The sequence below is a fragment of the Bradyrhizobium sp. S3.7.6 genome, assembly GCF_054061875.1.
Genome location: NZ_JBSSEQ010000001.1, coordinates 938641 through 963773, shown reverse-complemented (window position 1 = coordinate 963773; position 25133 = coordinate 938641). Strand labels below are relative to the sequence as shown.

At 64.3% G+C, this 25133-nt stretch carries 27 protein-coding genes and 1 tRNA gene; 17 read left to right on the top strand and 11 right to left on the bottom strand.

From position 1 onward, the window contains the following. Positions 1-89: 89 nt before the first annotated feature. Positions 90-1475, bottom strand: coding sequence for an MFS transporter (locus ACVJ5M_RS04550; RefSeq protein WP_063980313.1), 1386 nt, complete (start codon positions 1473-1475; stop codon positions 90-92). 100 nt (positions 1476-1575) lie between these two features. On the opposite strand from ACVJ5M_RS04550, the gene ggt reads away from it, so the two are divergent. Both ggt and ACVJ5M_RS04540 read left to right on the top strand, forming a co-directional pair. Continuing rightward, positions 1576-3327: a gamma-glutamyltransferase gene (gene ggt, locus ACVJ5M_RS04545; RefSeq protein ID WP_354098218.1), complete on the top strand. Its 1752-nt coding sequence runs from the start codon at positions 1576-1578 to the stop codon at positions 3325-3327. 97 nt (positions 3328-3424) lie between these two features. Then, complete coding sequence (locus tag ACVJ5M_RS04540) at positions 3425-4720, top strand: MFS transporter (protein WP_063980311.1); 1296 nt, start codon at positions 3425-3427, stop codon at positions 4718-4720. Between the two features lie 33 nt (positions 4721-4753). Here ACVJ5M_RS04540 and ACVJ5M_RS04535 read toward each other — a convergent pair whose 3' ends face one another. After that, positions 4754-5419 (bottom strand): glutathione S-transferase family protein, encoded by a 666-nt coding sequence (locus tag ACVJ5M_RS04535; RefSeq protein ID WP_063980310.1) that lies wholly within the window; start codon positions 5417-5419, stop codon positions 4754-4756. A 165-nt stretch (positions 5420-5584) separates the two neighbouring features. Here ACVJ5M_RS04535 and ACVJ5M_RS04530 point away from each other — a divergent pair, with 165 nt between their 5' ends. The 4 genes from ACVJ5M_RS04530 (at position 5585) to panE (ending at position 9367) form a co-directional block, all read left to right on the top strand. After that, positions 5585-6166 carry a DUF2239 family protein gene (locus ACVJ5M_RS04530; protein WP_063980309.1) on the top strand — a complete coding sequence of 194 codons (582 nt, stop codon included), beginning with the start codon at positions 5585-5587 and terminating at the stop codon, positions 6164-6166. An 89-nt stretch (positions 6167-6255) separates the two neighbouring features. Next, positions 6256-7605 (top strand): MATE family efflux transporter, encoded by a 1350-nt coding sequence (locus tag ACVJ5M_RS04525; RefSeq protein ID WP_187387856.1) that lies wholly within the window; start codon positions 6256-6258, stop codon positions 7603-7605. A gap of 107 nt (positions 7606-7712) precedes the next feature. Continuing rightward, positions 7713-8321: a 2-hydroxychromene-2-carboxylate isomerase gene (locus tag ACVJ5M_RS04520; protein ID WP_063980307.1), complete on the top strand. Its 609-nt coding sequence runs from the start codon at positions 7713-7715 to the stop codon at positions 8319-8321. Between the two features lie 122 nt (positions 8322-8443). After that, on the top strand, positions 8444-9367 hold the full coding sequence (panE, locus tag ACVJ5M_RS04515) for a 2-dehydropantoate 2-reductase (protein WP_063980306.1): 924 nt from the start codon (positions 8444-8446) through the stop codon (positions 9365-9367). An 80-nt stretch (positions 9368-9447) separates the two neighbouring features. Here panE and ACVJ5M_RS04510 read toward each other — a convergent pair whose 3' ends face one another. The 4 genes from ACVJ5M_RS04510 to ACVJ5M_RS04495 all read right to left on the bottom strand — a co-directional run bounded on the left by ACVJ5M_RS04510 (position 9448) and on the right by ACVJ5M_RS04495 (position 13043). After that, entirely contained in the window at positions 9448-10041 is a 594-nt protein-coding gene (locus ACVJ5M_RS04510) for a c-type cytochrome (RefSeq protein ID WP_063980305.1), read from the bottom strand. 202 nt (positions 10042-10243) lie between these two features. Beyond that, positions 10244-11524 carry a PQQ-dependent sugar dehydrogenase gene (locus ACVJ5M_RS04505; RefSeq protein ID WP_166104978.1) on the bottom strand — a complete coding sequence of 427 codons (1281 nt, stop codon included), beginning with the start codon at positions 11522-11524 and terminating at the stop codon, positions 10244-10246. A gap of 381 nt (positions 11525-11905) precedes the next feature. After that, positions 11906-12892: an NAD-dependent epimerase/dehydratase family protein gene (locus ACVJ5M_RS04500; protein WP_063980303.1), complete on the bottom strand. Its 987-nt coding sequence runs from the start codon at positions 12890-12892 to the stop codon at positions 11906-11908. 76 nt (positions 12893-12968) lie between these two features. Further along, positions 12969-13043, bottom strand: a tRNA-Gly gene (locus ACVJ5M_RS04495). A 274-nt stretch (positions 13044-13317) separates the two neighbouring features. Here ACVJ5M_RS04495 and trxA point away from each other — a divergent pair. Both trxA and ACVJ5M_RS04485 read left to right on the top strand, forming a co-directional pair. After that, entirely contained in the window at positions 13318-14241 is a 924-nt protein-coding gene (gene trxA / locus ACVJ5M_RS04490) for a thioredoxin (protein WP_063980302.1), read from the top strand. Positions 14242-14344: 103 nt separating this feature from the next. Continuing rightward, positions 14345-15022 carry an LON peptidase substrate-binding domain-containing protein gene (locus tag ACVJ5M_RS04485; RefSeq protein WP_063980301.1) on the top strand — a complete coding sequence of 226 codons (678 nt, stop codon included), beginning with the start codon at positions 14345-14347 and terminating at the stop codon, positions 15020-15022. 168 nt (positions 15023-15190) lie between these two features. Here the strand turns inward: ACVJ5M_RS04485 and ACVJ5M_RS04480 are convergent, their stop codons facing one another. The 3 genes from ACVJ5M_RS04480 to ACVJ5M_RS04470 form a co-directional block, all read right to left on the bottom strand. Continuing rightward, positions 15191-15784: a cytochrome b/b6 domain-containing protein gene (locus ACVJ5M_RS04480; protein WP_084794915.1), complete on the bottom strand. Its 594-nt coding sequence runs from the start codon at positions 15782-15784 to the stop codon at positions 15191-15193. Between the two features lie 44 nt (positions 15785-15828). Then, entirely contained in the window at positions 15829-16107 is a 279-nt protein-coding gene (locus ACVJ5M_RS04475; RefSeq protein WP_028150199.1) for a PepSY domain-containing protein, read from the bottom strand. Between the two features lie 216 nt (positions 16108-16323). Beyond that, positions 16324-16674 carry a hypothetical protein gene (locus ACVJ5M_RS04470; RefSeq protein WP_063980300.1) on the bottom strand — a complete coding sequence of 117 codons (351 nt, stop codon included), beginning with the start codon at positions 16672-16674 and terminating at the stop codon, positions 16324-16326. 106 nt (positions 16675-16780) lie between these two features. Here ACVJ5M_RS04470 and ACVJ5M_RS04465 point away from each other — a divergent pair, with 106 nt between their 5' ends. After that, positions 16781-17311: a TetR/AcrR family transcriptional regulator gene (locus ACVJ5M_RS04465; RefSeq protein WP_063980299.1), complete on the top strand. Its 531-nt coding sequence runs from the start codon at positions 16781-16783 to the stop codon at positions 17309-17311. A gap of 122 nt (positions 17312-17433) precedes the next feature. Next, positions 17434-17631: a Trm112 family protein gene (locus ACVJ5M_RS04460; protein ID WP_011083431.1), complete on the top strand. Its 198-nt coding sequence runs from the start codon at positions 17434-17436 to the stop codon at positions 17629-17631. Between the two features lie 138 nt (positions 17632-17769). Here ACVJ5M_RS04460 and ACVJ5M_RS04455 read toward each other — a convergent pair whose 3' ends face one another. After that, the gene (locus ACVJ5M_RS04455) at positions 17770-18990 is read right to left on the bottom strand and encodes a ubiquinone biosynthesis hydroxylase (protein WP_063980298.1); all 1221 of its coding nucleotides are present in this window, start codon (positions 18988-18990) and stop codon (positions 17770-17772) included. 216 nt (positions 18991-19206) lie between these two features. Between ACVJ5M_RS04455 and tesB the strand changes: the two genes are divergently transcribed. Beyond that, entirely contained in the window at positions 19207-20070 is an 864-nt protein-coding gene (tesB, locus tag ACVJ5M_RS04450) for an acyl-CoA thioesterase II (protein WP_063985977.1), read from the top strand. A gap of 37 nt (positions 20071-20107) precedes the next feature. On the opposite strand, the gene ACVJ5M_RS04445 is transcribed toward tesB, so the two are convergent. After that, positions 20108-21019: a DUF4339 domain-containing protein gene (locus ACVJ5M_RS04445; protein ID WP_063980297.1), complete on the bottom strand. Its 912-nt coding sequence runs from the start codon at positions 21017-21019 to the stop codon at positions 20108-20110. Between the two features lie 239 nt (positions 21020-21258). Here ACVJ5M_RS04445 and ACVJ5M_RS04440 point away from each other — a divergent pair, with 239 nt between their 5' ends. The 6 genes from ACVJ5M_RS04440 to ACVJ5M_RS04415 all read left to right on the top strand — a co-directional run bounded on the left by ACVJ5M_RS04440 (position 21259) and on the right by ACVJ5M_RS04415 (position 25119). Beyond that, entirely contained in the window at positions 21259-21597 is a 339-nt protein-coding gene (locus tag ACVJ5M_RS04440) for a P-II family nitrogen regulator (RefSeq protein ID WP_008142802.1), read from the top strand. A gap of 133 nt (positions 21598-21730) precedes the next feature. Continuing rightward, positions 21731-23032: an ammonium transporter gene (locus ACVJ5M_RS04435; protein ID WP_063980296.1), complete on the top strand. Its 1302-nt coding sequence runs from the start codon at positions 21731-21733 to the stop codon at positions 23030-23032. Positions 23033-23075: 43 nt separating this feature from the next. Then, positions 23076-23390 carry an ArsR/SmtB family transcription factor gene (locus ACVJ5M_RS04430; protein ID WP_014490770.1) on the top strand — a complete coding sequence of 105 codons (315 nt, stop codon included), beginning with the start codon at positions 23076-23078 and terminating at the stop codon, positions 23388-23390. Beyond that, complete coding sequence (locus tag ACVJ5M_RS04425; RefSeq protein ID WP_063980295.1) at positions 23387-23743, top strand: SRPBCC family protein; 357 nt, start codon at positions 23387-23389, stop codon at positions 23741-23743. Before ACVJ5M_RS04430 ends, ACVJ5M_RS04425 begins: the two co-directional genes overlap by 4 nt. Before the next feature lie 42 nt (positions 23744-23785). Then, positions 23786-24388: an ATP-dependent Clp protease proteolytic subunit gene (locus ACVJ5M_RS04420; RefSeq protein ID WP_354100295.1), complete on the top strand. Its 603-nt coding sequence runs from the start codon at positions 23786-23788 to the stop codon at positions 24386-24388. Positions 24389-24780: 392 nt separating this feature from the next. After that, positions 24781-25119, top strand: coding sequence for a P-II family nitrogen regulator (locus ACVJ5M_RS04415; protein WP_008142813.1), 339 nt, complete (start codon positions 24781-24783; stop codon positions 25117-25119). Positions 25120-25133: the final 14 nt, after the last annotated feature.

Genomic DNA, 25133 nt, shown 5'->3' with positions numbered 1-25133 from the left:
GTAGCCCGGATGGAGCGTAGCGAAATCCGGGTCTCACGTCTCAGCAACAGCGGCCCCGGATTGCGCTTCGCTCCATCCGGGCTACGCCACTAATCTCGCACCCGCATCAACAACCCCAGCCCCGCGACGAAAAACACCACCAGCACGGCCATGCCGGCCTTCTGGCTCGCCGTCACCGCGGTGATCATGCCGATCAGCAGCGGGCCGATGAAGGACGTTACCTTCCCCGTCAGCGCGAACAGGCCGAAATACTGCGCGATGCGATCCTTCGGCGCGAGACGGATCAGCAGCGTGCGCGAGGCGGCTTGAAGCGGGCCGCCGGCAGCGCCGATGAGACAACCCAAAACGAGATAAGCGCGCTCGGCCGCGCTCGAGAACAGGGGCGCGCCCGGAAGAGGCGGCGCAACCTTGACGAACAGGACGCTGTCCTTGTCGACCAGAAGAATCGCCGCCACCGCCAGCAACAGAACAAGCAGGCTGCCTGCGATGACGCGCTTCGGCCCGAGACCATCGTCGAGCTTGCCACCAAGCCATGCGCCAAGGGCGCCGGCAATCGCGAGCATGATGCCGAAGGTGCCGATCTGGATCGTGTGCCAGCCGAAGGTGCCGGCGGCATAGATGCCGCCGAACGCGAACAGCGACACCAGGCCGTCGGTGTAGATCATGTTGGCGAGCAGGAATGCCGCGAGCGATTTCCGCTGCGGCAGGCCCTTAATCGATTGCTTGAGATCCGACAATCCCTCGCGCAGCGCCTCGCGCACCGGATGCTTCGCCGGATAATCCGGCGTGAACAGGAACAATGGCGTCACGAAGATGATGAACCACAGCCCGGTCAGCGGTCCCACGATGCGGTCGCCCTGATGGCTGACCGGATCGAGCCCGAACAGCGGCTTGAAGCCGAGCAACGTGCGGCCGGTCTCGGGATTGGCGGCGAGGAAGCCGAGCACGATGACGAGGCTGACGATGCCGCCGATGTAACCCGTGGCCCAGCCGGTGCCGGAGAGCCGGCCGATCCGCTCAGGCGGCACCAGGGTCGGCATCATCGCGTTGTTGAAGACGGTGGCGAATTCCGCGCCGACGCTAGCGAGCGCGACCGCGGTGAGCAGCGGCGCAATGATGGTGGGATCGCCGGGCTTGCCGATCCACAGCGTGCAGGCCGCCAGCACCAGCAGTGTACCGAATCCCGCGATCCACGGCTTCCTGCGGCCCGAGGCATCGGCAATGGCGCCGAGCACCGGCGACATCAGCGCGATCGCGAGGCCTGCGGCCGCCATCGCAAAGCCCCACAACGACTGGCCGGTGGCGGCATCTGGCGCAATGCTGGTGGCGAAATAGGGTGCGAAAACAAAGGTCGTGATCAGCGTGAAATAAGGCTGCGCGGCCCAATCGAAGAAGATCCAGCTGATAACAGCGGCGCGCGGCGGATAGGTCCGCTGCGCGCCGGCCAAGCGCGCATCCGAGGCGATCGTCGTCATATTCCAGTCCCCATCACGAACAGTTTTGCCTCTGTTGGGGCAAAGCGTATAGCATTGAAGCGACGCGTGGGAACTGGCCTGAGGCCGCGACGGAAGCTTGATGATGTCGTCATATCCGACACGGCGGACATTTTTCGCCTTCATTGCCACTCTGGCGTTTGGTTTTTCGTCTGCCACCGCACAGGATGCGCGGCGAGCCTATGTCCCACCCGCGCTCGACACGGTGCACGCCGTTCCGTCCGAGCACGGCATGGTGGTGGCGCAGGAAAAGATATCGGCGCAAGTCGGCGCCGACATCCTGCGCGGCGGCGGCAACGCGGTCGATGCCGCGGTCGCCACCGGCTTTGCGATGGCCGTAACGTATCCGCGCGCCGGCAATATCGGCGGCGGCGGATTCATGGTGATCCATTCGGCCGAGCGCAACGAGGACATCACGATCGACTATCGCGAGACCGCGCCGGCTGCGACCACCCCGCAGATATTCCTCGGCGCTGACGGCAAGCCCGATGCCGCGAAGTCGCGGGATTCCGCGCTCGGCGTCGGCGTGCCCGGCACCGTCGCAGGTCTTGTGCTGGCCTTGGAAAAATACGGCTCGGGCCGGTTCACGCTGGCACAGCTGCTCGAGCCCGCGATTGGGCTCGCCCGCGACGGTTTTGTCGTCACCGACGACCTTGCCGACACGCTGCCGGGTTGGCACCGGCGGCTGGCGCGCTGGCCGTCGTCGGCCAGGATCTTCTCGCGCCCCGACGGCACACCGCTCGGCGAAGGCGACAGGCTGGTGCAGAGCGATCTCGCCGAAACGCTGTCGGCCGTCGCCGCACAGGGGCCGCGCGGCTTCTATGAGGGACCGGTCGCGGACAAGCTCGCCAAGGCCGTGACTGACGCCGGCGGCATCATGACGCCGGCCGATCTGAAATCCTATCAGGCGATGATCCGTGCCCCGGCGCACGGCACCTATCGCGGCTACGACATTGTCTCGATGCCGCTGCCTTCCTCCGGCGGCGTGGTGCTGGTGGAGACGCTCAACATCCTCGAGGGCTTTCAGCTGGCCGATCTGAAACAGGGGTCGCCGGCCTCGCTGCATCTGCTGATCGAAGCCATGAAGCGCGCCTATGCGGATCGTGCGCGCTATCTCGGCGATCCCGCCTTCGTCAATGCGCCGATCGACACGCTCACTGCAAAGGACTACGCCGCCAAGCTGCGCGCCGGCATCTCCACGGAGCGCGCCACGCCGTCGAAGCAGCTCGTCTCCGCCCCTCCCGCGCCGCGCGAGGGCACCAACACCACGCACTTTTCCGTCGTCGACGCCGGCGGCAATGCCGTCAGCAACACCACCACGCTGAATTTCAGCTATGGCGTCGGCCTGGTTGCCGACGGAACCGGCGTGCTGCTCAACAACGAGCTCGACGATTTCACCGCCGCGGTCGGCGCTTCCAACGCCTACGGCCTCGTCGGTTTCGAGCCCAATCTGCCCGGACCCGGCAAGCGGCCGTTGTCCTCGATGTCCCCGACCATCGTGCTCAAGGACGGCAAGCCGGTGCTGGTGACGGGCTCGCCCGGCGGCAGCCGCATCATCTCGACCGTGCTCCAGGTCATCGTCAACGTGCTCGACTACAAGATGGATGTGGCCGCCGCCGTCGCTGCGCCGCGGCTGCATCACCAATGGCTGCCGGACGAGGTGCGTATCGAGAGCGGCTTTCCCGGCGATGTGCTGTTCGAGCTGAAGGCGATGGATCACCTCATCGTCGAGCCGATGGGACAGACCTCGGCCAATTCGATTCTGGTGACGCCGAACGGTCCACTCGGCGCGCCGGATCCGCGTACCCGCGGCGCGGAAGCCGCGGGACAGTAGTCTCGCCGTTGCATGGCACGGCAGCGCGCGCCTGCTTGCGCGGGCTGCCCTGCGTGCTACCACCGCGCAGCTTTAAGGAACCGCCGGGGAAACGCACATGAGCACAGCCGATCCGACCCAGCGCATTGAGCGCGCGGAGATCGAAGACACCAGCCTTCTCGCCTTCTATCGCGACATGAACGCGCCGGAGCGGCGGACGTTCTGGGCCTGCGCCGCGGGCTGGGCGCTCGACGGCATGGACTTCATGATCTATCCGCTGGTGATCGGCACCATCATCGCGCTGTGGAAGGTCGATGCGGCCTCGGCCGGACTCGCCGGCACCGTGACACTGCTGGCCTCCGCAATCGGCGGCTGGCTCGGCGGCTATCTCTCCGATCATATCGGACGTGTCAGGACGCTCCAGATCACCATCATCTGGTTCTCGTTCTTCTCGCTGGTCTGCGCGGTCGTGCAGAATTTCGACCAGCTCCTGATCGCACGCGCCGTGCTCGGCCTCGGCTTCGGCGGCGAGTGGGCGGCGGGCGCCGTGCTGATGGGCGAGGCGATCCGGCCGCAATATCGCGGACGCGCAGTCGGTTCGGTGCAGTCGGGCTGGGCGGTCGGCTGGGGTCTCGCCGTGCTGTCGCAGGCAATCCTGTTCTCGGCTTTGCCGCCGGAGACGGCGTGGCGCTGGATGTTCGTGATCGGCGCACTGCCGGCGCTGCTGGTGTTCTACATCCGCCGCTCCGTCACCGAGCCGGAGATCGCGGCCGAGGCCCGCGCAAAACAGGCCGCGAGCGGCGATCGTCCGGCGCTCTGGGAAATCTTCTCCGGCCCGATCCTGAAGACCACGATCCTGGCCTCGCTGATGGCGACGGGCTGCCAGGGCGGCTACTACGCCGTCACCTTCTGGGTGCCGCAGTTCCTGACCAAGGAGCGGCATCTGTCGATCGTCGGTTCGACCGGCTATCTCTCGACGCTGATCATCGGCTCTTTCATCGGCTATCTCGTCGGGGCCTGGCTCGCGGATCGCATCGGCAGGCGCAATCTGTTCCTGATCTTCTCGATCGGCGCCATGGCCGTGGTGCTGCTCTACACGCAGCTGCCGCTCACCAACGAGATCCTGTGGGTGCTCGGCTTCCCGCTGGGCTTCTTCGCCTCGGGCTATTTCTCAGGGATCGGCGCGTTCCTGACCGAGCTCTATCCGACGCGGCTGCGCGGCTCCGGCCAGGGCTTCTGCTACAATTTCGGCCGCGGCATCGGCGCGCTGTTTCCGTTCCTGGTCGGCGCGCTCTCGGCGACGACGTCGCTCGCAAATGCGATCGCGATGTTCGCGGTGGTGGCTTACGTGCTGTTCTTCATTGCCGCCTTCGCGCTGCCGGAGACGCGCGGGCGCGTGCTGCACGCGGACTAGTCCGGCGTTATCACCCCGGGGCGGTGAGGAACCTTACCGTCCCACCTGGTACGGCCCGCCCTTTTCCAGCGCTCTGGCGTAGGCCGACCGCGCGTGGATGCGCTCCAGGAATGCCATCGCCTTTGGATGGCCGAGCTCGAGCCCGCCACGCGCTTGCGCGGCTTCGAGCGGGAAGCTCATCTGGATATCGGCGGCGGTGAACTCGCTGCCGGCGAACCACTCGCTCTTGCCGAGCTCGCCTTCCCAATAATCCATGTGCTGCTTGAGCTGCGGATTGACCAGCGCGGTGAGCGCCTGGTTCGAGACCTTGCGCACCAGTGGGCGAAGCAGCGCGGGTGCGCGCTTCGGCATCAGCGTGAACAGCAGCTTGAGCAGCAGCGGCTGCATCGCCGAGCCCTCCGCATAGTGCAGCCAATAAGTGAAGCGCAGCCGCTCCGGCGTGTTCGGCGGCGGAATCAGCCGGCCGTTGCCGTAGGTCGCAATGAGATATTCGATGATCGCGCCTGACTCGGCGATGGTGTTGCCGTTGTCGGTGATGACGGGCGACTTGCCGAGCGGATGGATGGCGCGCAGCTCCTTCGGCGCGCGCATATCCGGCTGGCGCTGATAGCGCACGATCTCGTAGGGCACGCCCAACTCCTCGAGCAGCCACAGCACCCGCTGCGAGCGGGAATTGTTGAGGTGGTGAACGGTCAGCATCGTTGAGGTCCCCAGGCTAGGCGTGGTCGGTCGGCCGCGCCGTTCGTGCCAGCCCGGGAACACAATGTCGAGCCATCCAGACGGATAATTTCACCCGGGTATATTGACGTCAGCAATTTACCCGGATATTAAAAGGCCAACGTCATCAATATGGCAATGATTTCAATGCAACGGACTTTCACTGCGTTCCAGGGCCATCGCCGCCTGGCGTCCGGGCCAGCGGGAGAGATCGCGCTGGTCGTCAAGCGGATCACGCCACCGCCGGACGAGCCCATCATCATCTTCGAGGACAGCACGGGCCGACCGATCGACTTCGATCTGCGCGGCGGGGATCGCGAGGTGCTGGCGCGGGTGGCAAAGCTTGTCCCGCCACCGGTCGAGGAGTCCGCGCCACCGAGCGAGCCGCGCGGGCGCGGCCGGCCGAAGCTCGGCGTGGTCGCGCGCGAGGTGACGCTGCTGCCGCGGCACTGGGAGTGGCTCGGAGCCCAGCCGGGCGGCGCCTCGGTCGCGCTGCGAAAGCTCGTCGACGAGGCAAGACGCGTAAGCGGCGACAAGGACCGCGAGCGGCAGGCGCGCGATGCGGCCTATCACTTCATGTTGACCATGGCGGGTAATCTGCCGCAGTTCGAAGAAGCGTCGCGCGCCCTGTTCGCGGACGACCGGCGGCGCTTCACCGGACTGATCGCCGACTGGCCGGTCGACGTCCGCGACCACATCGTCAAGCTCGCCTACAGCGACCGCGCTTAGGCGCAGCACTTTCTCTCACCCCATCGACGGCCGAGCCGCGCGCGCATCGCGCGGCAACGGCTTCGCACGCCCCGATGAAAGGCCTATCCATGTCCGCGCCAAAGCCGCTCTGGACGACATTCCTCCGCTTCCTCGCGCCGCTGGTGCTGAGCAACGCGCTGCAATCGCTGTTCGGGACCGTCAGCAACGTCTATCTCGGCCAGATGATCGGCGTCGACGCGCTCGCAGCGGTGTCGGCGTTCTTCCCGGTGATGTTCTTCCTGTTCGCCTTCGTCATGGGCCTGAGCACCGGCGCCACTGTGCTGATCGGCCAGGCCTTTGGCGCTGGCGAGCATGGCAGGATCAGGATCGTCGTCGGCACGACGCTCGCGATCGGCCTGCTGCTCTCGCTTTCGGTTGCATTGGTCGGCGGCTTCTTCAGCCGGCAATTAATGACGATGCTCGCGACGCCTCCGGACATCCTCGACCAGGCGAGTGCCTATGCGCGCATCATGCTGCTCACCATGCCGCTCGGCTTCGTCTTCCTGCTGATGACGGCGATGATCCGCGGCGTCGGTGATGCCGTGACGCCGCTGCTGGCGTTGGCCTTGTCGACCACCATCGGACTGATCCTGACGCCGATGCTGATCCGCGGCGCGTTCGGGATACCTGCCGCCGGAATCACCAGTCCGGCCTGGGCGGCAGCGATTTCCAACGCACTGACACTCATCGCACTGGCCGTCTATCTGCTGCGGACGAAGCATGCACTGGCACCGGATGCCGCGCTGCTGCGTCATCTGCGGCTCAATCGTGCCGTGCTCGGAAAGATCCTCGGCATCGGACTGCCGAGCGCGGTCGGCATGGTGGTGATGGCAGTCGCCGAGCTGGTGCTGCTCGGGCTCGTCAATGGCTTTGGATCGGATGCCACCGCCGCGTATGGCGCAGTCAACCAGGTGATGGGCTACACGCAGTTCACGGCAATGTCGATTTCGATCGCGGTCTCGATCCTCGGCGCGCAGGCCATCGGCGGCGGCAACAGGGCGCTGCTCGATGGCATCGTGCGCACCGGCCTCCTGTTCAACATTGTCCTGACCGGCGGGCTGGTGGGGCTGATCTATCTGGCGCCGCGGGCCGTGCTCGGCCTCTTCATCACCGACAGTGCCGTACTCGACCTCGCCGGGGGACTGCTTCACATCGCACTGTGGAGCTCGGTGCCGTTCGGCTTGGCCACCGTGTTTTCCGGAGCCATGCGCGCGGCCGGCGTCGCCTTGACGCCAATGCTGCTCTCGATCTTCGCCATTGTCGCAATCGAGCTGCCGGCCGCTGTGATCCTGAGCCGCACGATCGGCCTGAAAGGTGTGTGGGCCGCCTATCCGATCGTGTTCTGCGCCATGTTCGTTTTGCAGATGGGCTATTACCTCACGGTGTGGCGCAGGCGCGCGATCCAGCGTCTGATCTGACCGGATCATCAAGATATTATGGCCATCATTAAACGGTGGACCCGTGGCGCGCCCTGCGCCACAATGGATGAAAAGCCAGATCAAAAGCCAGGTCAGGGAGAACGATTTTGACCCGCACAGCCCCGCAATTCCTGTTCGATTTCGGCAGCCCGAACGCCTATCTCAGTCATCTCGCGATCCCGGCGATCGAGCAGCGCATCGGCGTCAAATTCGAGTACGTGCCGATCCTGCTCGGCGGCATCTTCAAGTCGACCAACAACAAGTCGCCGGCCGAGACGCTCGCCGGCATCAAGAACAAGCGCGAATTCCAGGCGGTCGAGACCGAGCGCTTCGTCAAGCGCTTCAAGGTCCAGCCCTATGTCATGAATCCGTTCTTCCCGGTCAACACGCTGAACCTGATGCGCACGGCGATCGCGGCACAGGCGGAGGGCGTGTTCGAAAAGTATGTCGAGGCCGCCTTCCACCACATGTGGCGCGAGCCGAAGAAGATGGACGACCCGGAAGTCGCGGCGAAGGCGCTGGCGTCCTCCGGCCTCGATGCCCAAAAACTGTTCGCGCGTGCCCAGGAGCCAGAGGTCAAGGGCAAGCTGATCAAGAACACCGAGGACGCCGTTGCCCGCGGTGCGTTCGGCTCGCCGACCTTCTTCGTCGGTAACGAGATGTTCTTCGGCAAGGAGCAGCTGCGCGAGGTCGAGGAGATGGTGTCGGGAAAGTGAAGCGCGCGAATGGCGCCTAGCGAATAGCGAGTGGAAATCGCGCCTGCTATTCGCTACTTCCTGTTCGCCATCCGCCAAAAATAAAGCCAAGTATAAAGCCAGGAATAAAACGGAGTTCTCCCATGCGTATCCTCGTGGTCGGCGCCGGCGCCATCGGCGGCTATTTTGGTGGCAGGCTGTTACAGGCCGGCCGCGACGTCACCTTCCTGGTCCGGCCGCGGCGCGCCAGCGAGCTCGCGAGCGCCGGCCTCGTCATCAAGAGCCCGAACGGCGACGTGACGCTGAAGAATCCGCCGACCGTTCAGGCCGACGCGCTCAAGGAAAAGTTCGACGTCGTGCTCTTGAGCTGCAAGGCGTTCGACCTCGACGACGCCATCAACTCGTTCGCGGCCGCGGTCGGGCCTGATACGGCGATCATCCCCATGCTCAACGGCATGAAGCATCTCGACACGCTCGACGAAAAATTCGGCAAGGAGCGCGTGCTCGGCGGCCTCTGCGCCATCGCGGCGACCCTGAACGAGAAGCGCGAAGTGGTGCAGCTCCAGCCGATGCAGTCGCTCAGTTACGGCGAGCGCGACGGCAAGCTCTCGGACCGGGTCAAGGCGATCGACGAGGCCTTCAAGAGCGGCATCAATGGCGCCGCCGCCAGCCAGAACATCATGCAGGACATGTGGGAGAAGTGGGTGTTCCTGTCTTCGCTCGCCGCAAGCACCAGCCTGATGCGCACCTCCGTCGGCAACATCCTCGCGGCCCCCGGCGGCAGGGACTTTTTGCTCGGCATGCTGGACGAGACCAGCGCGATCGCCACCGCGTCGGGCTACACGCCGGGCGGCCCGTTCTTCGAGCGCGTGAAGGGCAACCTCACCACCGAGGGATCGCCGATGACGGCATCCATGTTCCGCGACATCAAGGCGGGCCTGCCGGTCGAGGCCGATCACGTCGTCGGCGATCTCATCGCGCGCGCCGACGCCGCCAAGGTGCCGGTGCCGAAGCTGCGCATCGCGTATACGCATCTGAAGGCGTATGAGAGGCAGCGGGCGGGGTAGCTCCAAGCTCCGCTGTCGTCCCGGGGCGCGCAGAGCGCGAGCCCCGGGACGACAGCGGCGCTTGCCGCAACGACTCCGCGTTACTTGAAATACGCGAGATAGTGCGAGACGGCGGTGATTTCCTCATCGCTCATGTGATAGGCGACATCGGCCATCGCAGCACCACCGCCGCCGACGCGCTGGCTGCTCTTGTAGTCGTGCAGCGCCTTGACGAGGTATTCCTCGCGCTGGCCGGCGAGCCGCGCAACCGCCTTGGTGCCGGCGAAGCTATCCGTATGGCACGAGGCGCAGCGGCGGCCGACGGCGACTTGCGCGCCTTTTTTCGACAGGTCCGGATCCCCGTCTTCCGCGGCCTTCGGCGGCGTCATCTGCGCGAAATAGGCGCCGAAATTGCGGATGTCCTCGTTGGTGATCTCCTCGGCGATCGGCTGCATCTGGTCGTTCTTGCGCGAGCCGGCGCGGAAGAACACGAGCTGCCACTGGATGAATTGATCGGGCTGGCCGGCCAGCGAGGGGATGTTCTCCGTCTGCGAAATGCCGTTCTCGCCGTGACAGCCGGAGCAGACGGCGGCCTTCTCCTGGATCGCGGCATTATCGGCCGCCTCGGCTCGGACGAATGCAAGTGCTGCTAGCGAAAGCGTCACAGACAGAATTCCAAACCGAACGGCTCGCATGGTTGATTTCTCCGACTGTCATTGCCGGGCTTGACCCGCCTGCTTGGCGTAGGCCCGGCAATCCATCCTGTTTGCAAAGAGGTTTCTCGTTTGATGGATGCCCGGATCAAGTCCGGGCATGACGAACGCGTTCCGCTGCAAGCCTGTCACAAACAAACGAGGCTGCGACCGTCATCCGGTCGCAGCCTCGTGTCGTCCTACGCTACTTCTTGCTGTAGCTGATGCGATAGATCGCGCCGGCCCAGTCGTCGGCGACGAGGATCGAGCCATCCTTGGCGAGGATGATGTCGTTGGGACGGCCGAGATAGCCCTGGTCGCCCTCGATCCAGCCGGAGGCGAACACCTCCTTCTTGGCGTTCTTGCCGTCGGGGCCGACGATCACGCGCGTGATATTGCCGCCCTGGTACTTGTGACGATTCCAGGAGCCATGCTCGGCGATCAGGATGTTATTCTTGTACTCGGCGGGGAATTGATCGCCGGTATAGAACTTCATACCGAGCGGAGCGACATGCGCGCCGAGGTTCAGCACGGGCGGCGTGAACTCGGAGCACTTGTGACCCATCGCGAACTTCGTATCCAGCAGGTCGCCCTGGTGGCAGTAGGGATAGCCGAAATGCTCGCCGATCTTCGAGATCATGTTCAGCTTGTCTGAGGGCAGATCGTCGCTGATCCAGTCGCGCGCGTTCTCGGTGAACCAGTATTTGCCGGTGCGCGGATCGACGTCCCCGCCGACCGAGTTGCGAACGCCGAGCGCGTAGATCTCGGCGTTGCCGGTCTTGGGATCGACGCGGCGGATCTGCGAGACACTAGTCGGGGGCACGCCGACGTTGAAGGGCGGTCCGAACGGCAGGTAGAACCAGCCTTCCTTGTCGACCGCGATGTACTTCCAGCCATGCGCGGCATAGGAGGGCATGTCGTCATAGACGACCTTGCCGTCGCCGAGCTTGTCGAGATTGGCTTCGGCGTTGTCGTAACGGATCAGCTTGTCGACCGCGATGACGTAGAGCGCGCCATCCCTAAAGGCGAGACCGGTGGGCATGTTCAGCCCCTTCAGGATGGTCTTGACCTCTTTCTTTCCGTTGTTGTCCTTGATGGCATAGACGTTGCCGAGGCCGAACGAGCCAACGAACAGCGTGCCCTTGTCACCCCAGGCCATCTGCCGCGCGGCGAGAACGCCGGGCGCATAGACTTCGATCTTGAAGCCGGCCGGCAGCTTGATCTTCTTCATCATCGCGGCGAGCTCGGCCTCCGACGCGCCGGTCGGCGGGCCTGATGGCGGCGCGAGGCCCTTCTGCGCCTCGGTCTCGTCGCCGAGGAACCAGTCGTCCGGCGGATGGGTCCAGAACTCCTTGGTGCCGGATTCGTATTTCTTCAGCTGGCGGTTCTTGTCCTGCTGTTGCGCGCTGACTGCGCTTGTCCCCGCGAGAAGGGCAACCGCTGCAAGCGCCAGGACGGATTGAAAGACGGATTGATGGAATTTCATCACGTCACTCCCCTAAGGCAGCCGTCAGGGCTGCACGTTATTTTGTTTTGCTAGTCGAGAGGCGAAGTTCGGAGTCTGTCAGGACGACAGACGCAAAAAGGTTAGCACATCTGCGGACGGTGAGAAGCGCGTCGGGAGCACTGCAGTCAGACTCAATAGAAATTGAGACTGAACGCCACGAAGATTTGCACGGCGACGATCACGGTCTCGCTGCAACGCGGAATCAAAAAATGGTGCGTGACTGATTTGCAGGCAGCAGGAAGAGCGGTCGCACAAAATTGCGAAAACAACCCCATGCACAGTAGAACGGCTCACCCCGGTCTGCTCCCGGTGACGCCGGGCAGACATTTGATGCGTCGAGCAAAACGGCAAAGACGGCGATTACGAGGCGACGGGATAGGGTCCGTCGTCGAATACCGTGTCGTGATAGCCTTTCGACCCGATCTCGCGTGCCAGCGTGCTGCGAAAATCCGTCCCATCGCGCAGGCTGTTCAGGACATGCGCGAAGTCGAATTCGGGCCGCCAGCCCAGCTCGTGCCGCGCACGGTCGTTGACATAGACGCGGTCGATCTCGGGGAATAGCCGCCATCCGCGCGCCGCATAGAGCTGCGCGCAATCCGGGTAGAGCTCGCGCACGACACCGGCCGCGTCGCGCGCGAGCGCCGCGAGATGACGGGGCTCGAACGGGCTCGTCGCGGAGATGATGTAACGGGCAAAACCGATCTTCGGCGCGCGCTCGACGCCGAGGAGATGGGCGCTCACCGCGTCCGCTATATCCAGCCGTCTATAGAGCAGCTCGTTGGCCTGTGCGTTGTCCAGCGGGTAAGCCGAGCGCATCGCGGGATCGTCATCGTCCTCAGGGAAGAAGCGCGAGGTCCTCAAGATCACGACGGGCAGGCCGCGCTCGCGAAAGAACAGCTCGCACAGAGTCTCGGCCATCAGCTTGGTCGTGCCGTAGATGTTCTTCGGCACCGGCGCCAGATCCTCGGTGACCCACACCGCAGCCTGTCCGGCTCCGGGTCGAAGCTGCGAGCCGAATGCGCTGGTGGTGCTGGTGAAGACGAAGCTGCGCACGCCAGCGGCTAGGGCCGCCTCGAGCAGATTGAGCGTGCCGGTGACGTTGGTGTCGACAAAATCCTGCTTGCCGTGGGTCGCCACATGCGGCTTGTGCAGCGTCGCGGTGTGGATCACGGCGGTGACGCCCTCCATCTGGCGCCGCACGAAATCGGGATCGACGATCGAGCCGACGGCATCGGTGAAGGGCGATGGCTTCAGATCGATTCCACGCGCGGGGAAACTGCGTCCCCGGAGCATACGGAGAACGGCCTCCCCAAGGTGGCCCGCGCTGCCCGTGACCAGAATTGTCATTTGAGACCCAATACAGCCGCCAGCGGCGTGGAAAACCACGGCCCGACCCGGTTTGGCTGGATGCGTTCGGAAAAATTGGAGCGGGCGAAGGGGCTCGAACCCTCGACCCCGACCTTGGCAAGGTCGTGCTCTACCACTGAGCTACACCCGCATCCTGTGTCGGTCGCATGACGCGCCGGCAACGGCTGTCGTATGCCAAAAGCGGACGGCGAATGCAACAGCTACCGGCAGCATAGATTCGCAATTGAAGGGCCATATGGACCCCGAACGCGGCCAAATCGCCCGAAAACGTCCCGGAACCGGCGAATCGGCCCTGATGGATTGAAATTCGGCCCATTCGGCCCAATCTAGGAGCCGACAACGAAGCATATGATTTGGCGACGTGCTAAAGAGCCGCCATTCCAGACATCAGACGAGGGGATCCCGTGACGATCATCGACCAGGGTAACGGAGCGGCGGGCGCGGCCGCGGCCGATTTGATCAAGGACACCACCACCCAGACCTTCGTGAAGGACGTCATCGAGGAATCGAAGCGCCAGCCGGTGCTGATCGACTTCTGGGCGGAGTGGTGCGGCCCCTGCAAGCAGCTCACGCCCGTATTGGAAAAGGCGGTCAAGGCGGCCAAGGGCAAGGTCAAGCTGGTCAAGATGAACATCGACCAGCATCCGGCGATCCCGGGCCAGATGGGCATCCAGTCGATCCCGGCCGTGATCGCCTTCGTCAACGGCCAGCCGGCCGACGGCTTCATGGGCGCAGTGCCGGAGAGCCAGGTCAACGCCTTCATCGAAAAGGTGACCAAGGGCGTGACGGCGCCGGGCGAGCCCAATATCGCCGAGATCCTGCAAGAGGCCGAGGCGGTGCTCGCCGAGGGGGACGCCGCCGCCGCGGCGCAGATCTATGCCGAGGTGCTGCAGCACGATTCGACCAACATCGCGGCCCTTGCCGGACTCGCGAAATGCTACGCCGTCTCCGGCGCGATGGAGCAGGCCAAGCAGACGCTGGCGATGGTGCCGGAATCCAAGCGCAACGACCCCGCCGTGAAGGCCGTGCAGACCGCGATCGATCTCGCCGAGCAGGCGGAGCAGCTGGGGCCGGTGGCCGAGCTGGAACAGAAAGTCGCCGCAAACCCGCTCGATCATCAGGCACGCTTCGACCTTGCGACCGCGCTGAATGCGCAAGGCAACCGGGCGGCGGCCACCGAGCAGTTGCTGGCGATCATCAAGCGCGACCGCAAGTGGAACGACGACGGCGCCCGCAAGCAGCTCGTGCAATTCTTCGAGGCGTGGGGTGGCACGGATGATGCTACCGTCGAGGGACGAAAGCGCTTGTCGACGATCCTGTTTTCGTAAGGGTTATTGTTGGAGCATGATCTTGTCGGAAAGCCGCTTCACACTTTGCGCTAACGCGGCCCTCCGGGTCCGGATCATGCTCTAGCGGTCTAGCGGGGTCCAGATGCCGATCAACATCGAATATCGCGGCCCCGCCGACCTGCCGGAGATCATTCCGGTATTTCCGCTGCCGGGCGCGCTCTTGCTCCCGCGCGGCCAGATGCCGCTCAACATCTTCGAGCCGCGTTACCTTTCGATGGTCGACGATTCCTTGCGCGACGGCCATCGCCTGATCGGCATGATCCAGCCCGACATCGCGCACTCGCCGAAGAATTCCGACAGGCCGGCGCTGTTCCGCGTCGGCTGCGTCGGCCGCATCACCCAGCTCGCCGAATCCGGCGACGGCCGCTACCTCCTCGAGCTCACCGGCGTCTCGCGCTTCAAGGTGGTCAAGGAGCTCGAAGTGCTGACCGCCTACCGCCAGTGCAAGGTGGACTTCTTCACCTTCGTCGACGACTTCACCGCGCGCATGGGCGAGGACGAGGTCGATCGCGAGGCGCTGCTGACCGTGCTGGCGGATTTCCTGAAGGCCAACAATCTCAAGGTCGACTGGGAAGGCGTCGAGAGCGCGCCTAACGAAGCGCTCGTCAACGCGCTGGCGATGATGTCGCCCTATGGCCCCGCGGAAAAGCAGGCCATGCTGGAGGCGCCGGATTTGAAGACCCGCGCCGAAATCCTGATCGCGGTGACCGAGATGGATCTCGCCAAGAAGCGCACCAGCGGCGATCCGCCATTGCAGTGAGGGGCGCGCTGCCGCGTCACGCTCCGTCATGCCCGGGCATAGCCGTCCGAAGGACGGCGTCGCTTCGCTCGCCGATGACCCGGGCATCCACGTCTGAGAGGCACAAAAGAACGTGGATGGCCGGGACAAGCCCGGCCATGACAAGGAGAGAGCGCCGCCTCAAAAACCCTATTGATGATGGCGGATGCGCTTGCGTCCGGTGAACATCGCGCGGATCAGGTTCTCGCGCTGGAGAAGCCCCATCAGCACGACGCCCAGCACGTGTACCACGGCCAGCACGATGACGGCGTCGGATGCAATCGCGTGGGTATCCTCGACCCACCACAGGCCGAAGAAGGTGACGGTCACCGACATCGCCCCCGTGATGGCCGAGATGGCGATCGCCAGCAGCAGCGCTACCAGCATCAAGGTGCCGGCTGGATTGAGGCCGATATAGCGGCCGGTCATGCCGCGGCGTAGATTCCAGAGATAGTGTGGCGCGACCCGAAGCCGGACGCCGACCATGCGGAAGCGCGAATAGCGGCTTCCCCAAAAACCCCAGACCAGGCGGAAGGCGAGAAGCCCGAGCACCGTATAGCCGACGATGCGGTGAAGGGTATCGTAGACGGAGGGCGTGAACCACGCGGCCAAGATGCTGACCGCGAGGGCCCAGTGCCAGAGGCGTAGCGGGAGGTCCCAGACTGCGACCGTCCGCGAAGCCGTTCGATCCGCGGGGGTCCCGTCGGACGCCCCGCGCGTTTCTGGCACCGCTTCGTCGATCAAGCCGTGACTATCCTCAAGCCTTGCTCAAGCCCTTGCTTGAAACCTTACTTGGCAACCGTCTTCTTCAGGCTAAGATCTTCCGGGCTGTAGAACAGCTCGTAGAGCTTGCCTTCCTTGACGCCGTAGACCTCATAGCACGAGCCTTCGATCTTGGAGCGCCGCACTTCGTAACCCAGCGCCTTGGCCTTGGCTTCGGCTTCGGCGGCCGGCTTCCACGACGCCTTGTCGAGCTTGGTGCAATCCTTGAACCCGTCGGCCATGGCCGCCGAGCTCATACCCATGCCGACCGTCAGTGCAATTGCAACAACACGAATGACCTTCACGAACGTCTCCTCCTCTGTCGTGTGCGCGCGTGGCGCGAAGCGGGAGCGAGGGAAGCAAAGGCGATGATGAAGTCAATCCGGTTTGGACGCGGATGGCTTTAGAGTTATTCTAACGATCCGGAAAAGATCAGTTGGCTCCGTAGGCAGCAGGCATTTGAGCGGCCGCTGCGGCCTTACGCCTCACGGTTTGACGGCCGGCATTCTGGGCGCGGCACCTCAATAGCCGGCAACCGCCATCGCAACGACGGCACTGAGCGCCATCCAGCCGAAATGCCGGCCGCGCGTGGCCCACGCGTTGGCGACAGCCGAGAAACCGAACACACAGACCATGGTGATGACGATCCAGCGGCGCGCCAGCTCCGAGTCCATCCAGGGCGCCGCGATCAGGAGCACACCACCACCGATCCAGGCGACGGTCGAGGCCTGCCAGACCAGGCGAATTAGGGTGCGGAGCCGTTCCGGCTCGATGCGGGCGCGGGCAAAGACCTTGGTCTCGCCGAGAACACCATGGATGAGGGCCACGGCAATGGCCACGACGCCGGAGCACTGGAGCAAGAGATCACGCATCGGCACAGCTCCCTGAAGCTTCGTCCATACAGTTGTGTATAGTGAGATAGGCGCTGGCCCGCCGCCTGTCAATACACTAGTGTATGGCCAATTTCCGGAACCGGTCATGACCGAACAACTCTCCGCCGACGACTGGATCAAACAGGGCCTGAAGGCGCTGGCCAAGAACGGCTTCACGGCCCTGAAAGCCGATCGGCTCGCAAAGGCGATGGGCGTCTCGCGCGGCAGCTTCTATTGGCATTTCGCCGATCTCGGCGCGTTCCACGCCGAAGTCCTGAAGCGCTGGCGCGAGATCGCGGCCGAACAGATCATCGCCGACGTCGAGGCCGCCGGCGACGAGCCGCTGAAGGCGCTGCTGCGGAGATCCTTTGGCGCGCGGCTCGACCTGGAGCGCGCCGTGCGCAGCTGGGCGGCGTTCGATACGGCCGCGCAAGGCGCGGTCCGCGCGATCGACCGCCGCAGGATCGACTATATCGAGACGCTGCTTGCGATGCGGGGCCTTGAGCCGGCGAAGGCGCAGGCCCGCGCGCAGATCCTGTACTGGACATTCCTGGGCTTTGCCTTGTCGGGCACGCCGGTACCGGCGGCACGGCTCCAGGGCCTGCTCGACGAGATCATGCGGATGGTCTCTGCCTAGATTCTTGTTTTGACGCGTTTTCTTTATGCGAGCCGGTACCCACTTCGCTCGAAAACGCTCTGGTGGCGCAATGGGCGGCCGCGATTTTCTGTGCTAGAGGCAAGCGATCTTCGGAGACCCCAATGAACGCGCCCACCGAACGCCCCGAAACCAGCGTCGATCCCAAATTGCTGGAGATCCTGGTCTGCCCGCTGACCAAGGGTCCGCTGGAGTTCGATTCCGCAAAGCAGGAGCTGATCTCGCGCAGCGCCAAGCTGGCCTACCCGATCCGCGACGGCATCCCGATCATGCTGCCGGAAGAGGCGCGCAAGATCGATTGATCAGGCGGCCCTCATGGTGAGGAGGCGCGATAGCGCCGTCTCGAACCATGAAAGCCCGGCTCTCTCACCTCGGCCTTCATCCTTCGAGACGCGCGCAAGCGCGCTCCTCAGGATGAGGAGTTAGAGCTTGCGCGATTGCTACAACGCCTCACCTTTCAGCAACCGCGGGATCTCACCGGTCAAACCAGCGGCCTGGCGGATGAAGAGGTTCTTCAGCGGCGGGGCGCGGTCGACGAGGCCGAGGCCGATGTCGCGCACCGTGCGCAGCAGCGTCGACTGGTTGGAGAACAGGAAGTTCAGCGAGTTGGTGGCAACGCCCATCGCCATGGTGTCGAAGCGGCGCCAGCGCTGATAACGTTCGAGCACGTCGACGCCGCCGAGATCCATGCCGAGCCGCGCGGCATCGACCACGACTTCGGCCAGTGCTGCGACATCCTTCAGCCCCATGTTGAGGCCCTGGCCCGCGATCGGATGGATGACATGCGCGGAATCGCCGACCAGCGCGAGACGCTCGGCGATGAAGGAGCGCGCCACGAAATAGGACAGCGGGAACGCACGCGGCTTGTCGAGCGCCTTGACCTCGCCGAGATGCAGGCCGAACCGGCGCTCGAGCTCGCCGTGGAACTCCTCGTCGCTCAACGCGATGATGCGCGCGGCCTCGCTGCGGCGCTCGGTCCACACCAGCGAGGATCGTTTTCCGGAGAGCGGCAGAATCGCGAAGGGACCCGCGGGCAGGAAGTGCTCCTCGGCGCGGCCGTCGTGATCGCGCTCATGGCCGACGGTGACGACGATGCCGGATTGATCGTACTCCCAGCCATGGGTGACGATACCGGCGCGCTCGCGCAGTTTCGACCGCGCGCCATCGGCGGCGACCAGCAGGCTTGCCGCAATCACGCTGCCGTCGCCAAGCGTCACGTCGACGCCTTCCGGGCGCGCGTCATAAGACGCGACCGTCGTGGCGCGGAGATCGATGCCCTCGGCTTCGGCCCGCACCACCAGCGCGTCGATCAAACGGCGGTTCTCGACCATATGCGCAAACGGTTCGCCCGGCGCGACATCGCCGGCAAAGTTCAGAAAAACCGGACGGGTGGCGTCTTCCAGCTTTGAATCGGTGACGACCATGTCGAGGATCGGCTGCGCCTCGCCCCTGACGGCGTCCCAGGCGCCGATGGCCTCGAACAGGCGGCGGCAGGCGGCCACGATCGCGGTCGCGCGCGGGTCGCGGCTCGGACGGGTCGCGAGCGCGGGGTCGGCGACGATGACGGGAATCTCGGGCCCGAGCCCCTGGCGCAGCGCCAGGGCCAGCGCGAGGCCGGCAAACGCGCCGCCACCAATGACAATGCTACCCTGTACCGGCATACCAAATTCCTGGTTCACACTTCGGCTTTTCCAGGCCTTGCTAGCAGACTTGAGGTGGGCGAAACAGTGCGGTGAAACAAGGGCGGAACTGCCTCATTCCGTCATTCCGGGGCGCGCAAAAGCGCGAACCCGGAATCCAGAGGTTATCGGCTCGGGATTCCGGGGTCATCGCTGTCGCGATGCCCGGGAATGACGAGATGCTTCGAAAGCACCATCATGTCCAAAGGCCTGATCGACCTGATCTCGATTCTCGACCTCGAACAGCTCGAGGTGAATCTGTTCCGCGGCAACAGCCCGAAGACGGGCTGGCAGCGGGTGTTCGGCGGCCAGGTGATCGGGCAGGCGATGGTTGCGGCCTGCCGCACGGTCGAGGGCCGGCTGCCGCATTCGCTGCATTGCTATTTCATCCTGCCGGGCGATCCGCAGATCCCGATCATCTACCAGGTCGAGCGCCTGCGCGACGGCAAGAGCTATTCGACCCGCCGCGTCACCGCGATCCAGCACGGCAACGCGATCTTCTCGATCATGGTGTCGTTCCACACCGACGAGGAGAGCGCGTTCGATCATCAGGACAAGATGCCCGACGTGCCGCCGCCGGAAAAGCTGACGGCGGAGGAGGTGGCGAAGCAGCCGATGTTCAAGGAGATGCCGGAGTTCATCCGCCGCTACTACGAGTCCGATCGTCCGATCGAGCTGCGCCCGGTCGAGCTCGGCCGTTATTTCGGCCAGAAGATCGAGGACGGCCGCATTCACGTCTGGATCAGGACCGCGGCAAAGCTGCCGGACGATCCGGCGCTGCACATGTGCGCGCTGGCCTATGCCTCGGATTTTTCGCTGCTCGACGCGATCATGGCGCGCTACGGCCGCACGCTGTTCGACAAGCGCATGATGCCCGCGAGCCTCGACCACGCGATGTGGTTTCATCGCCCGTTTCGCGCCGACGAATGGCTGCTCTACGCGCAGGATTCGCCGAACGCACGCGGCGGCCGCGGCTTGACCCGCGGCTCGATCTTCAAGCCCGACGGCACGCTGGTCGCCTCCGTCGCGCAGGAAGGTTCTGTGCGCGAGCGGAAGTCCTAGCGCCCAGGCGCGAGTTCGTCGCGCCTGGGATTTGCGATCAAGCTCCGAGCGACCCGCGCGGAGCGAGCTCGGTCTGCGACGCGAACCAGTTCATGATCCAGCGATACACCCACGGGATCGGGATGATGAGGCTGGACAGGATCGCGGCGACGATGCCGCGCCAGAGAATGCCGAGACCGCTGCCCTTGAACACGATCTCACGGCGCGTGCCTTCGATGCTGCGGCAGAACCAGCGCATCTGCGCCGCGGCGACCCAGGCCCAGCCGATGATCGTGATGATCGAGATCGCGAACAACAGATTCCAGCCGATATAGGCCCAAGCTGAGCCGGAGAAGCTGAGCCCGAGCGGCTGCTCGTTGGAGGCGAGGTTCGCGACCATCCATTTGATCAGCAGCCAGTAGAGCACGATCTGCGCGATGAACAGCAGATTGCTGAGCAGCGCACTGCCGATGACGCCGATCGCGATCGCCAGGACGATGAAGCCGAAGAACCAGGGCACCAGCGTCATCGCATTGCCGGTGAAGCTGAGATTGGGCCGGCCGGGCACCTTCACGCAGGACACGATCCATTTCGTGTACCAGACGAACACCCACGGCACCGGAATGATGAGGCACATGCCGATCAGCATCACGATGCTGCGCCAGGTGAACTCGAGGATGCCGAAATCGACCGACAGCGCTCCTCCGCTGCCACCGCCACCACCAGCGTAGCCGGCGCCAGCGTAACCACCGGAGCCCATCATCGGCGGACCGCCGGCCGGCATCATCGGGGGCGCACCGCCACCGCCGATCAGGCCGGGAATTTCGGCGGCCTTCTGCCAGCCGGCCATGCCCTCGGACCACACCAGCGTATCCGGGCGCACAACTCCCTGCGCGACCAGGTCGCGGAATTGCCCTTCCGGATAGGGTCCCTGTTGCTTGCCCTCGGATGCGTAGAACCAACTCGCCATGAAGCGTCCCCCTCAAACATACTTTTGTACCGGCCGGGACGCTTCGGTTCACCGCATCCATGCCAAAAACGCATTGTGAAGGATGAACGGATGCCCTGTACAGAGGCGGCGGTTCACATGGCCAAACGTTTTTCCGCTTCAGTCTGCAAGTTTTTTATGCCATTTGCCCGGAAAGATGCCAGATTGACGCTGCGCCGGGGACATACGGCGTGGCGCATCCCCGGGGAATAGGCCTGACCATGAAACTCGTCGTCGCGATCATCAAACCCTTCAAGCTCGATGAAGTCCGCCAGGCGCTGACCGCGATCGGCGTCCACGGCATGACCGTGACCGAGGTGAAAGGCTACGGCCGCCAGAAGGGTCATACCGAGATCTATCGCGGCGCGGAATATGTCGTGAACTTCCTGCCGAAGCTGCGGATCGAGATCGCGGTCGCCTCCGACGTCGCCGACAAGGCGGTCGCCGTGATCACCGCGACGGCGCGCACCGGGCAGATCGGCGACGGCAAGATCTTCGTCACGCCGATCGACCACGCGCTGCGCATCCGCACCGGCGAAACCGACAGCGACGCGCTTTAAGGCTTTTTGTTTTGACGCGTTTTCTTCACGCGAACCGGTATCCACTTCGCTCGAAAACGCTTTGATCCTTCTTCGATCGCACCGGGCAACGACGCCACAGCGTGCGACGCCAATTGATGCCGGGGGGAATGACATGGCGGGATTGTTGCGCCGCGCAGCTGCTATGGCTGCGCCGCTCGGATTTGTGACGTTCGTTGCGGCGCCCGCATACGCCGCGGGCTCTGAGATCAACACCGCCGACACCGCCTGGATGATCGTCGCCACCGCGCTGGTGCTGATGATGACGATCCCCGGCTTGGCGCTGTTCTATTCCGGCATGGTGCGCAAGAAGAACGTGCTCGCCACCATGGCGCAGAGCCTCGCCGCGGTGACGATGATCTCGATCCTCTGGGTGGCGTTCGGCTATTCGCTCTGCTTCGTCGGCGACGGGCCTTGGATCGGAACGCTCGACCGCTGGTTCCTCGCGGGCATGACGATGGACAGCGTCAACCCGGCGGCGAAGACGATCCCGGAAGCGCTGTTCATGCTGTACCAGATGACCTTTGCCATCATCACGGTGGCGCTGGTCGCGGGCTCGGTCGCCGACCGGATGCGATTCTCCGCCTATCTGGTGTTCTCGGTCGCCTGGTTCATTTTCGTCTACATTCCGCTGGCGCATTGGGTGTGGGGCGGCGGCTTCCTCGCCAGCATGGGCGTGCTGGATTTCGCCGGCGGCCTCGTCGTGCATCTGTCGGCCGGCACCGCCGGCCTCGTCGCCGCCAAGGTGATGGGCCGCCGCCACGGCTACGGCACCGAAAATCTGTCGCCGTTCGATCTGTCGCTCGCGGTGATGGGCACCGGCCTGTTGTGGGTCGGCTGGTTCGGCTTCAACGGCGGCTCGGCGGGCGCAGCCAATTCGCGCGCGGTGCTGGCGATCATCGCGACGCATCTTGCGGCCTGCTCCGGCGCGCTGACCTGGGGCGCGATCGAATGGTCGACCCGGCGCAAGCCGTCGGTGCTCGGCATGATCTCCGGCGCGGTCGCCGGGCTCGGCACGATCACGCCGGCTTCGGGCTTCGTCGCGCCCTGGCATGGCATCGTCATCGGTATTGTCGCCGGCGCCGTCTGCTACTGGGCCTGCACCTGGCTCAAGCACCGCTTCAACTATGACGATTCCCTCGACGTGTTCGGCGTCCACGGCATCGGCGGCCTGACCGGCACGCTGCTGGCCGGCGTGTTCGCGACTTCCGCGATCGGCGGCACCGCCGGCCTGATCGAGGGCCATCCGCAGCAATTGCTGATCCAGCTCTACGGGGTCGCCGTCACCTTCGTCTGGGCGGCCGGCGTGAGTTTCGTCCTGCTCAAGCTGGTCTCCCTGTTCGTGCCCTTGCGCGTATCCCGTGAGCACGAGCTGGAGGGACTGGATATTTCGCAGCACGGAGAAGCGCTTCAGTAATCGGGGGCTTGCGCGACACATAAGCAAATGCTTATGTATTGGCATGATCGAAGCCGACATCTTCAAGGCACTGGCCGACCCGACGCGCCGAAAGGTCTTTGAGAAGCTCGCCGGCGGAAGCCTGAATGCCAGCGCTTTGCGCGACGGTTTGGAGATCAGCCAGCCGGCGATGTCGCAGCATCTTTCGGTGCTGCGCGCGGCAGGCCTCGTACGCGAACAGCGGCAGGGCCGCTTCGTGAACTACGAAGTCGACCCGGACGGAATCGTGGCCATCGGCACATGGCTTGCGCGCTACCGTGCCTACTGGCCGAAGCGCATGGAAGCACTCGCCGATCTCCTCAAGGACATGGATCAATGAGCGACGCAGCGAAACCTGATCCCTCCGACGCAAAACTGGTGCTCGAATATGAATTCGACGCGCCGCCAGCAAAGGTCTGGCGCGCCGTCACCATTCCGGCCTTGCGCGAGCGCTGGTTGCCGGATTGCGACCTTGCAGGCGCCGAGCCTGAATCAACGATCGCAGGCGAAGAGGTGCGCTACCGGCTTCGCGATTCAGAGCCGCCGTTTCGCGAGAGCCACGTCATCTTCCGGATCGAGCCGAACGAGGACGGCGGCACGCGCTTCCGCATCATCCAGCAAGCCTGCGAAGAGCGAACAAAGCTGCCGCAGCCGGCCAACAGCAATTGCTGCCTGATGCGCGCGGCGGCTTAAACACCAACAAGACTTCGTCACCTGCAAACATGGAGGTCGCCAATGCGCGACATGCTTCAGCTCGTCCCTATGGTTGTCGAGCAATCCGCCCGCGGCGAGCGATCCTTCGACATCTATTCGCGGCTCCTGCGCGAGCGCATCATCTTCCTCAACGGCGAGGTCAATGATGCGATGTCCGGACTGGTGTGCGCGCAATTGTTGTTCCTGGAGGCGGAGAATCCGAACAGGCCGATCAATCTCTACATCAACTCCTATGGCGGCGTGGTCACCTCTGGTCTCGCCATGTACGACACCATGCAGTTCATCAAGGCGCCGGTTCATACGCTGTGCATGGGCACCGCGCGCTCGATGGGCTCGTTCCTGCTGATGGCCGGCGAGCCAGGTCACCGCGCCGCGCTGCCCAATGCGAGCCTTCACGTGCATCAGCCGCTCGGCGGCTTCCAGGGCCAGGCGTCCGACATCCTGATCCATGCCAACGAAATGCAGAAGACCAAGCGGCGCATCACCCGGCTCTACGCGCAGCATTGCGGGCGCACCGAGGCGGAGGTGGAACGGACCCTGGACCGCGACCACTTCATGACCGCGCAGCAGGGGGTCGAGTGGGGATTGATCGACCGGGTCTTTGCGGAGCGCGAGGCCGCCTGACGATTCAGGCCGGTTGCGCGCATCCCGTGAGCACGCCGAGGGCCGGTTCGATATTTCGCAGGGCGGCGGGGCCCTTTGTCGGACCCCTTCTGTAATAAAATACCTTCTTGCTGCCCGACACGTGAGCAGCAATTGTGTCGACAGCCTGTCGTGCCCGCTTTTTGATCAGGCGTGACCACGTTTTGAGCGCGACGTATTAGCGCACTGCACCGCAGCACGCGTCAAACGCGAAAACACCCGTTTTCATAGTCCGTTAGGCAACGCGCCCGATCTGGCACGGCATTTGATTCTAAGGGTGCTGGCTGTGCCCGCGTAGTGAACTTCTCCCTCGTGGCGAACCAGTCGAGAAACGCCCGGCCACGTCCGGACCGGGCCAAGCGGGGATAGGACCCATGAAAATTGTTATGGCGATTATCAAGCCATTCAAGCTGGAAGAAGTCCGTGACGCCCTGACCGCCATCGGCGTTCACGGTCTCACGGTGACGGAAGTCAAGGGATATGGCCGCCAGAAAGGCCATACGGAAATCTATCGCGGTGCCGAATACGCCGTGAGCTTCCTGCCCAAGATCAAGATCGAGGTCGCTGTCGCCTCCGACCAGGTCGACAAGACCATCGACGCCATCACGTCCGCCGCGAAAACCGGGCAGATCGGCGACGGCAAGATCTTCGTCATCAACCTCGACCATGCGGTTCGCATCCGCACCGGCGAGGCCGATGCCGCGGCCCTTTGATTTCGCGCTCAACC

Bases quoted from the DNA above. Each gene is read 5' to 3' on its own strand.
- ggt (WP_354098218.1), top strand. From the start codon at position 1,576: ATGATGTCGTCATATCCGACACGGCGGACATTTTTCGCCTTCATTGCC.
- ACVJ5M_RS04455 (WP_063980298.1), bottom strand. From the start codon at position 18,990: ATGCCGGTACAGGGTAGCATTGTCATTGGTGGCGGCGCGTTTGCCGGC.
- ACVJ5M_RS04510 (WP_063980305.1), bottom strand. From the start codon at position 10,041: ATGCGAGCCGTTCGGTTTGGAATTCTGTCTGTGACGCTTTCGCTAGCA.
- ACVJ5M_RS04525 (WP_187387856.1), top strand. From the start codon at position 6,256: ATGTCCGCGCCAAAGCCGCTCTGGACGACATTCCTCCGCTTCCTCGCG.
- ACVJ5M_RS04550 (WP_063980313.1), bottom strand. From the start codon at position 1,475: ATGACGACGATCGCCTCGGATGCGCGCTTGGCCGGCGCGCAGCGGACC.
- tesB (WP_063985977.1), top strand. From the start codon at position 19,207: ATGTCCAAAGGCCTGATCGACCTGATCTCGATTCTCGACCTCGAACAG.
- ACVJ5M_RS04535 (WP_063980310.1), bottom strand. From the start codon at position 5,419: ATGCTGACCGTTCACCACCTCAACAATTCCCGCTCGCAGCGGGTGCTG.
- ACVJ5M_RS04500 (WP_063980303.1), bottom strand. From the start codon at position 12,892: ATGACAATTCTGGTCACGGGCAGCGCGGGCCACCTTGGGGAGGCCGTT.
- ACVJ5M_RS04435 (WP_063980296.1), top strand. From the start codon at position 21,731: ATGGCGGGATTGTTGCGCCGCGCAGCTGCTATGGCTGCGCCGCTCGGA.
- ACVJ5M_RS04425 (WP_063980295.1), top strand. From the start codon at position 23,387: ATGAGCGACGCAGCGAAACCTGATCCCTCCGACGCAAAACTGGTGCTC.
- ACVJ5M_RS04420 (WP_354100295.1), top strand. From the start codon at position 23,786: ATGCGCGACATGCTTCAGCTCGTCCCTATGGTTGTCGAGCAATCCGCC.
- ACVJ5M_RS04465 (WP_063980299.1), top strand. From the start codon at position 16,781: ATGACCGAACAACTCTCCGCCGACGACTGGATCAAACAGGGCCTGAAG.
- ACVJ5M_RS04505 (WP_166104978.1), bottom strand. From the start codon at position 11,524: ATGAAATTCCATCAATCCGTCTTTCAATCCGTCCTGGCGCTTGCAGCG.
- ACVJ5M_RS04440 (WP_008142802.1), top strand. From the start codon at position 21,259: ATGAAACTCGTCGTCGCGATCATCAAACCCTTCAAGCTCGATGAAGTC.
- ACVJ5M_RS04485 (WP_063980301.1), top strand. From the start codon at position 14,345: ATGCCGATCAACATCGAATATCGCGGCCCCGCCGACCTGCCGGAGATC.
- ACVJ5M_RS04540 (WP_063980311.1), top strand. From the start codon at position 3,425: ATGAGCACAGCCGATCCGACCCAGCGCATTGAGCGCGCGGAGATCGAA.
- ACVJ5M_RS04445 (WP_063980297.1), bottom strand. From the start codon at position 21,019: ATGGCGAGTTGGTTCTACGCATCCGAGGGCAAGCAACAGGGACCCTAT.
- ACVJ5M_RS04470 (WP_063980300.1), bottom strand. From the start codon at position 16,674: ATGCGTGATCTCTTGCTCCAGTGCTCCGGCGTCGTGGCCATTGCCGTG.
- ACVJ5M_RS04415 (WP_008142813.1), top strand. From the start codon at position 24,781: ATGAAAATTGTTATGGCGATTATCAAGCCATTCAAGCTGGAAGAAGTC.
- ACVJ5M_RS04460 (WP_011083431.1), top strand. From the start codon at position 17,434: ATGAACGCGCCCACCGAACGCCCCGAAACCAGCGTCGATCCCAAATTG.
- ACVJ5M_RS04530 (WP_063980309.1), top strand. From the start codon at position 5,585: ATGCAACGGACTTTCACTGCGTTCCAGGGCCATCGCCGCCTGGCGTCC.
- ACVJ5M_RS04430 (WP_014490770.1), top strand. From the start codon at position 23,076: ATGATCGAAGCCGACATCTTCAAGGCACTGGCCGACCCGACGCGCCGA.
- panE (WP_063980306.1), top strand. From the start codon at position 8,444: ATGCGTATCCTCGTGGTCGGCGCCGGCGCCATCGGCGGCTATTTTGGT.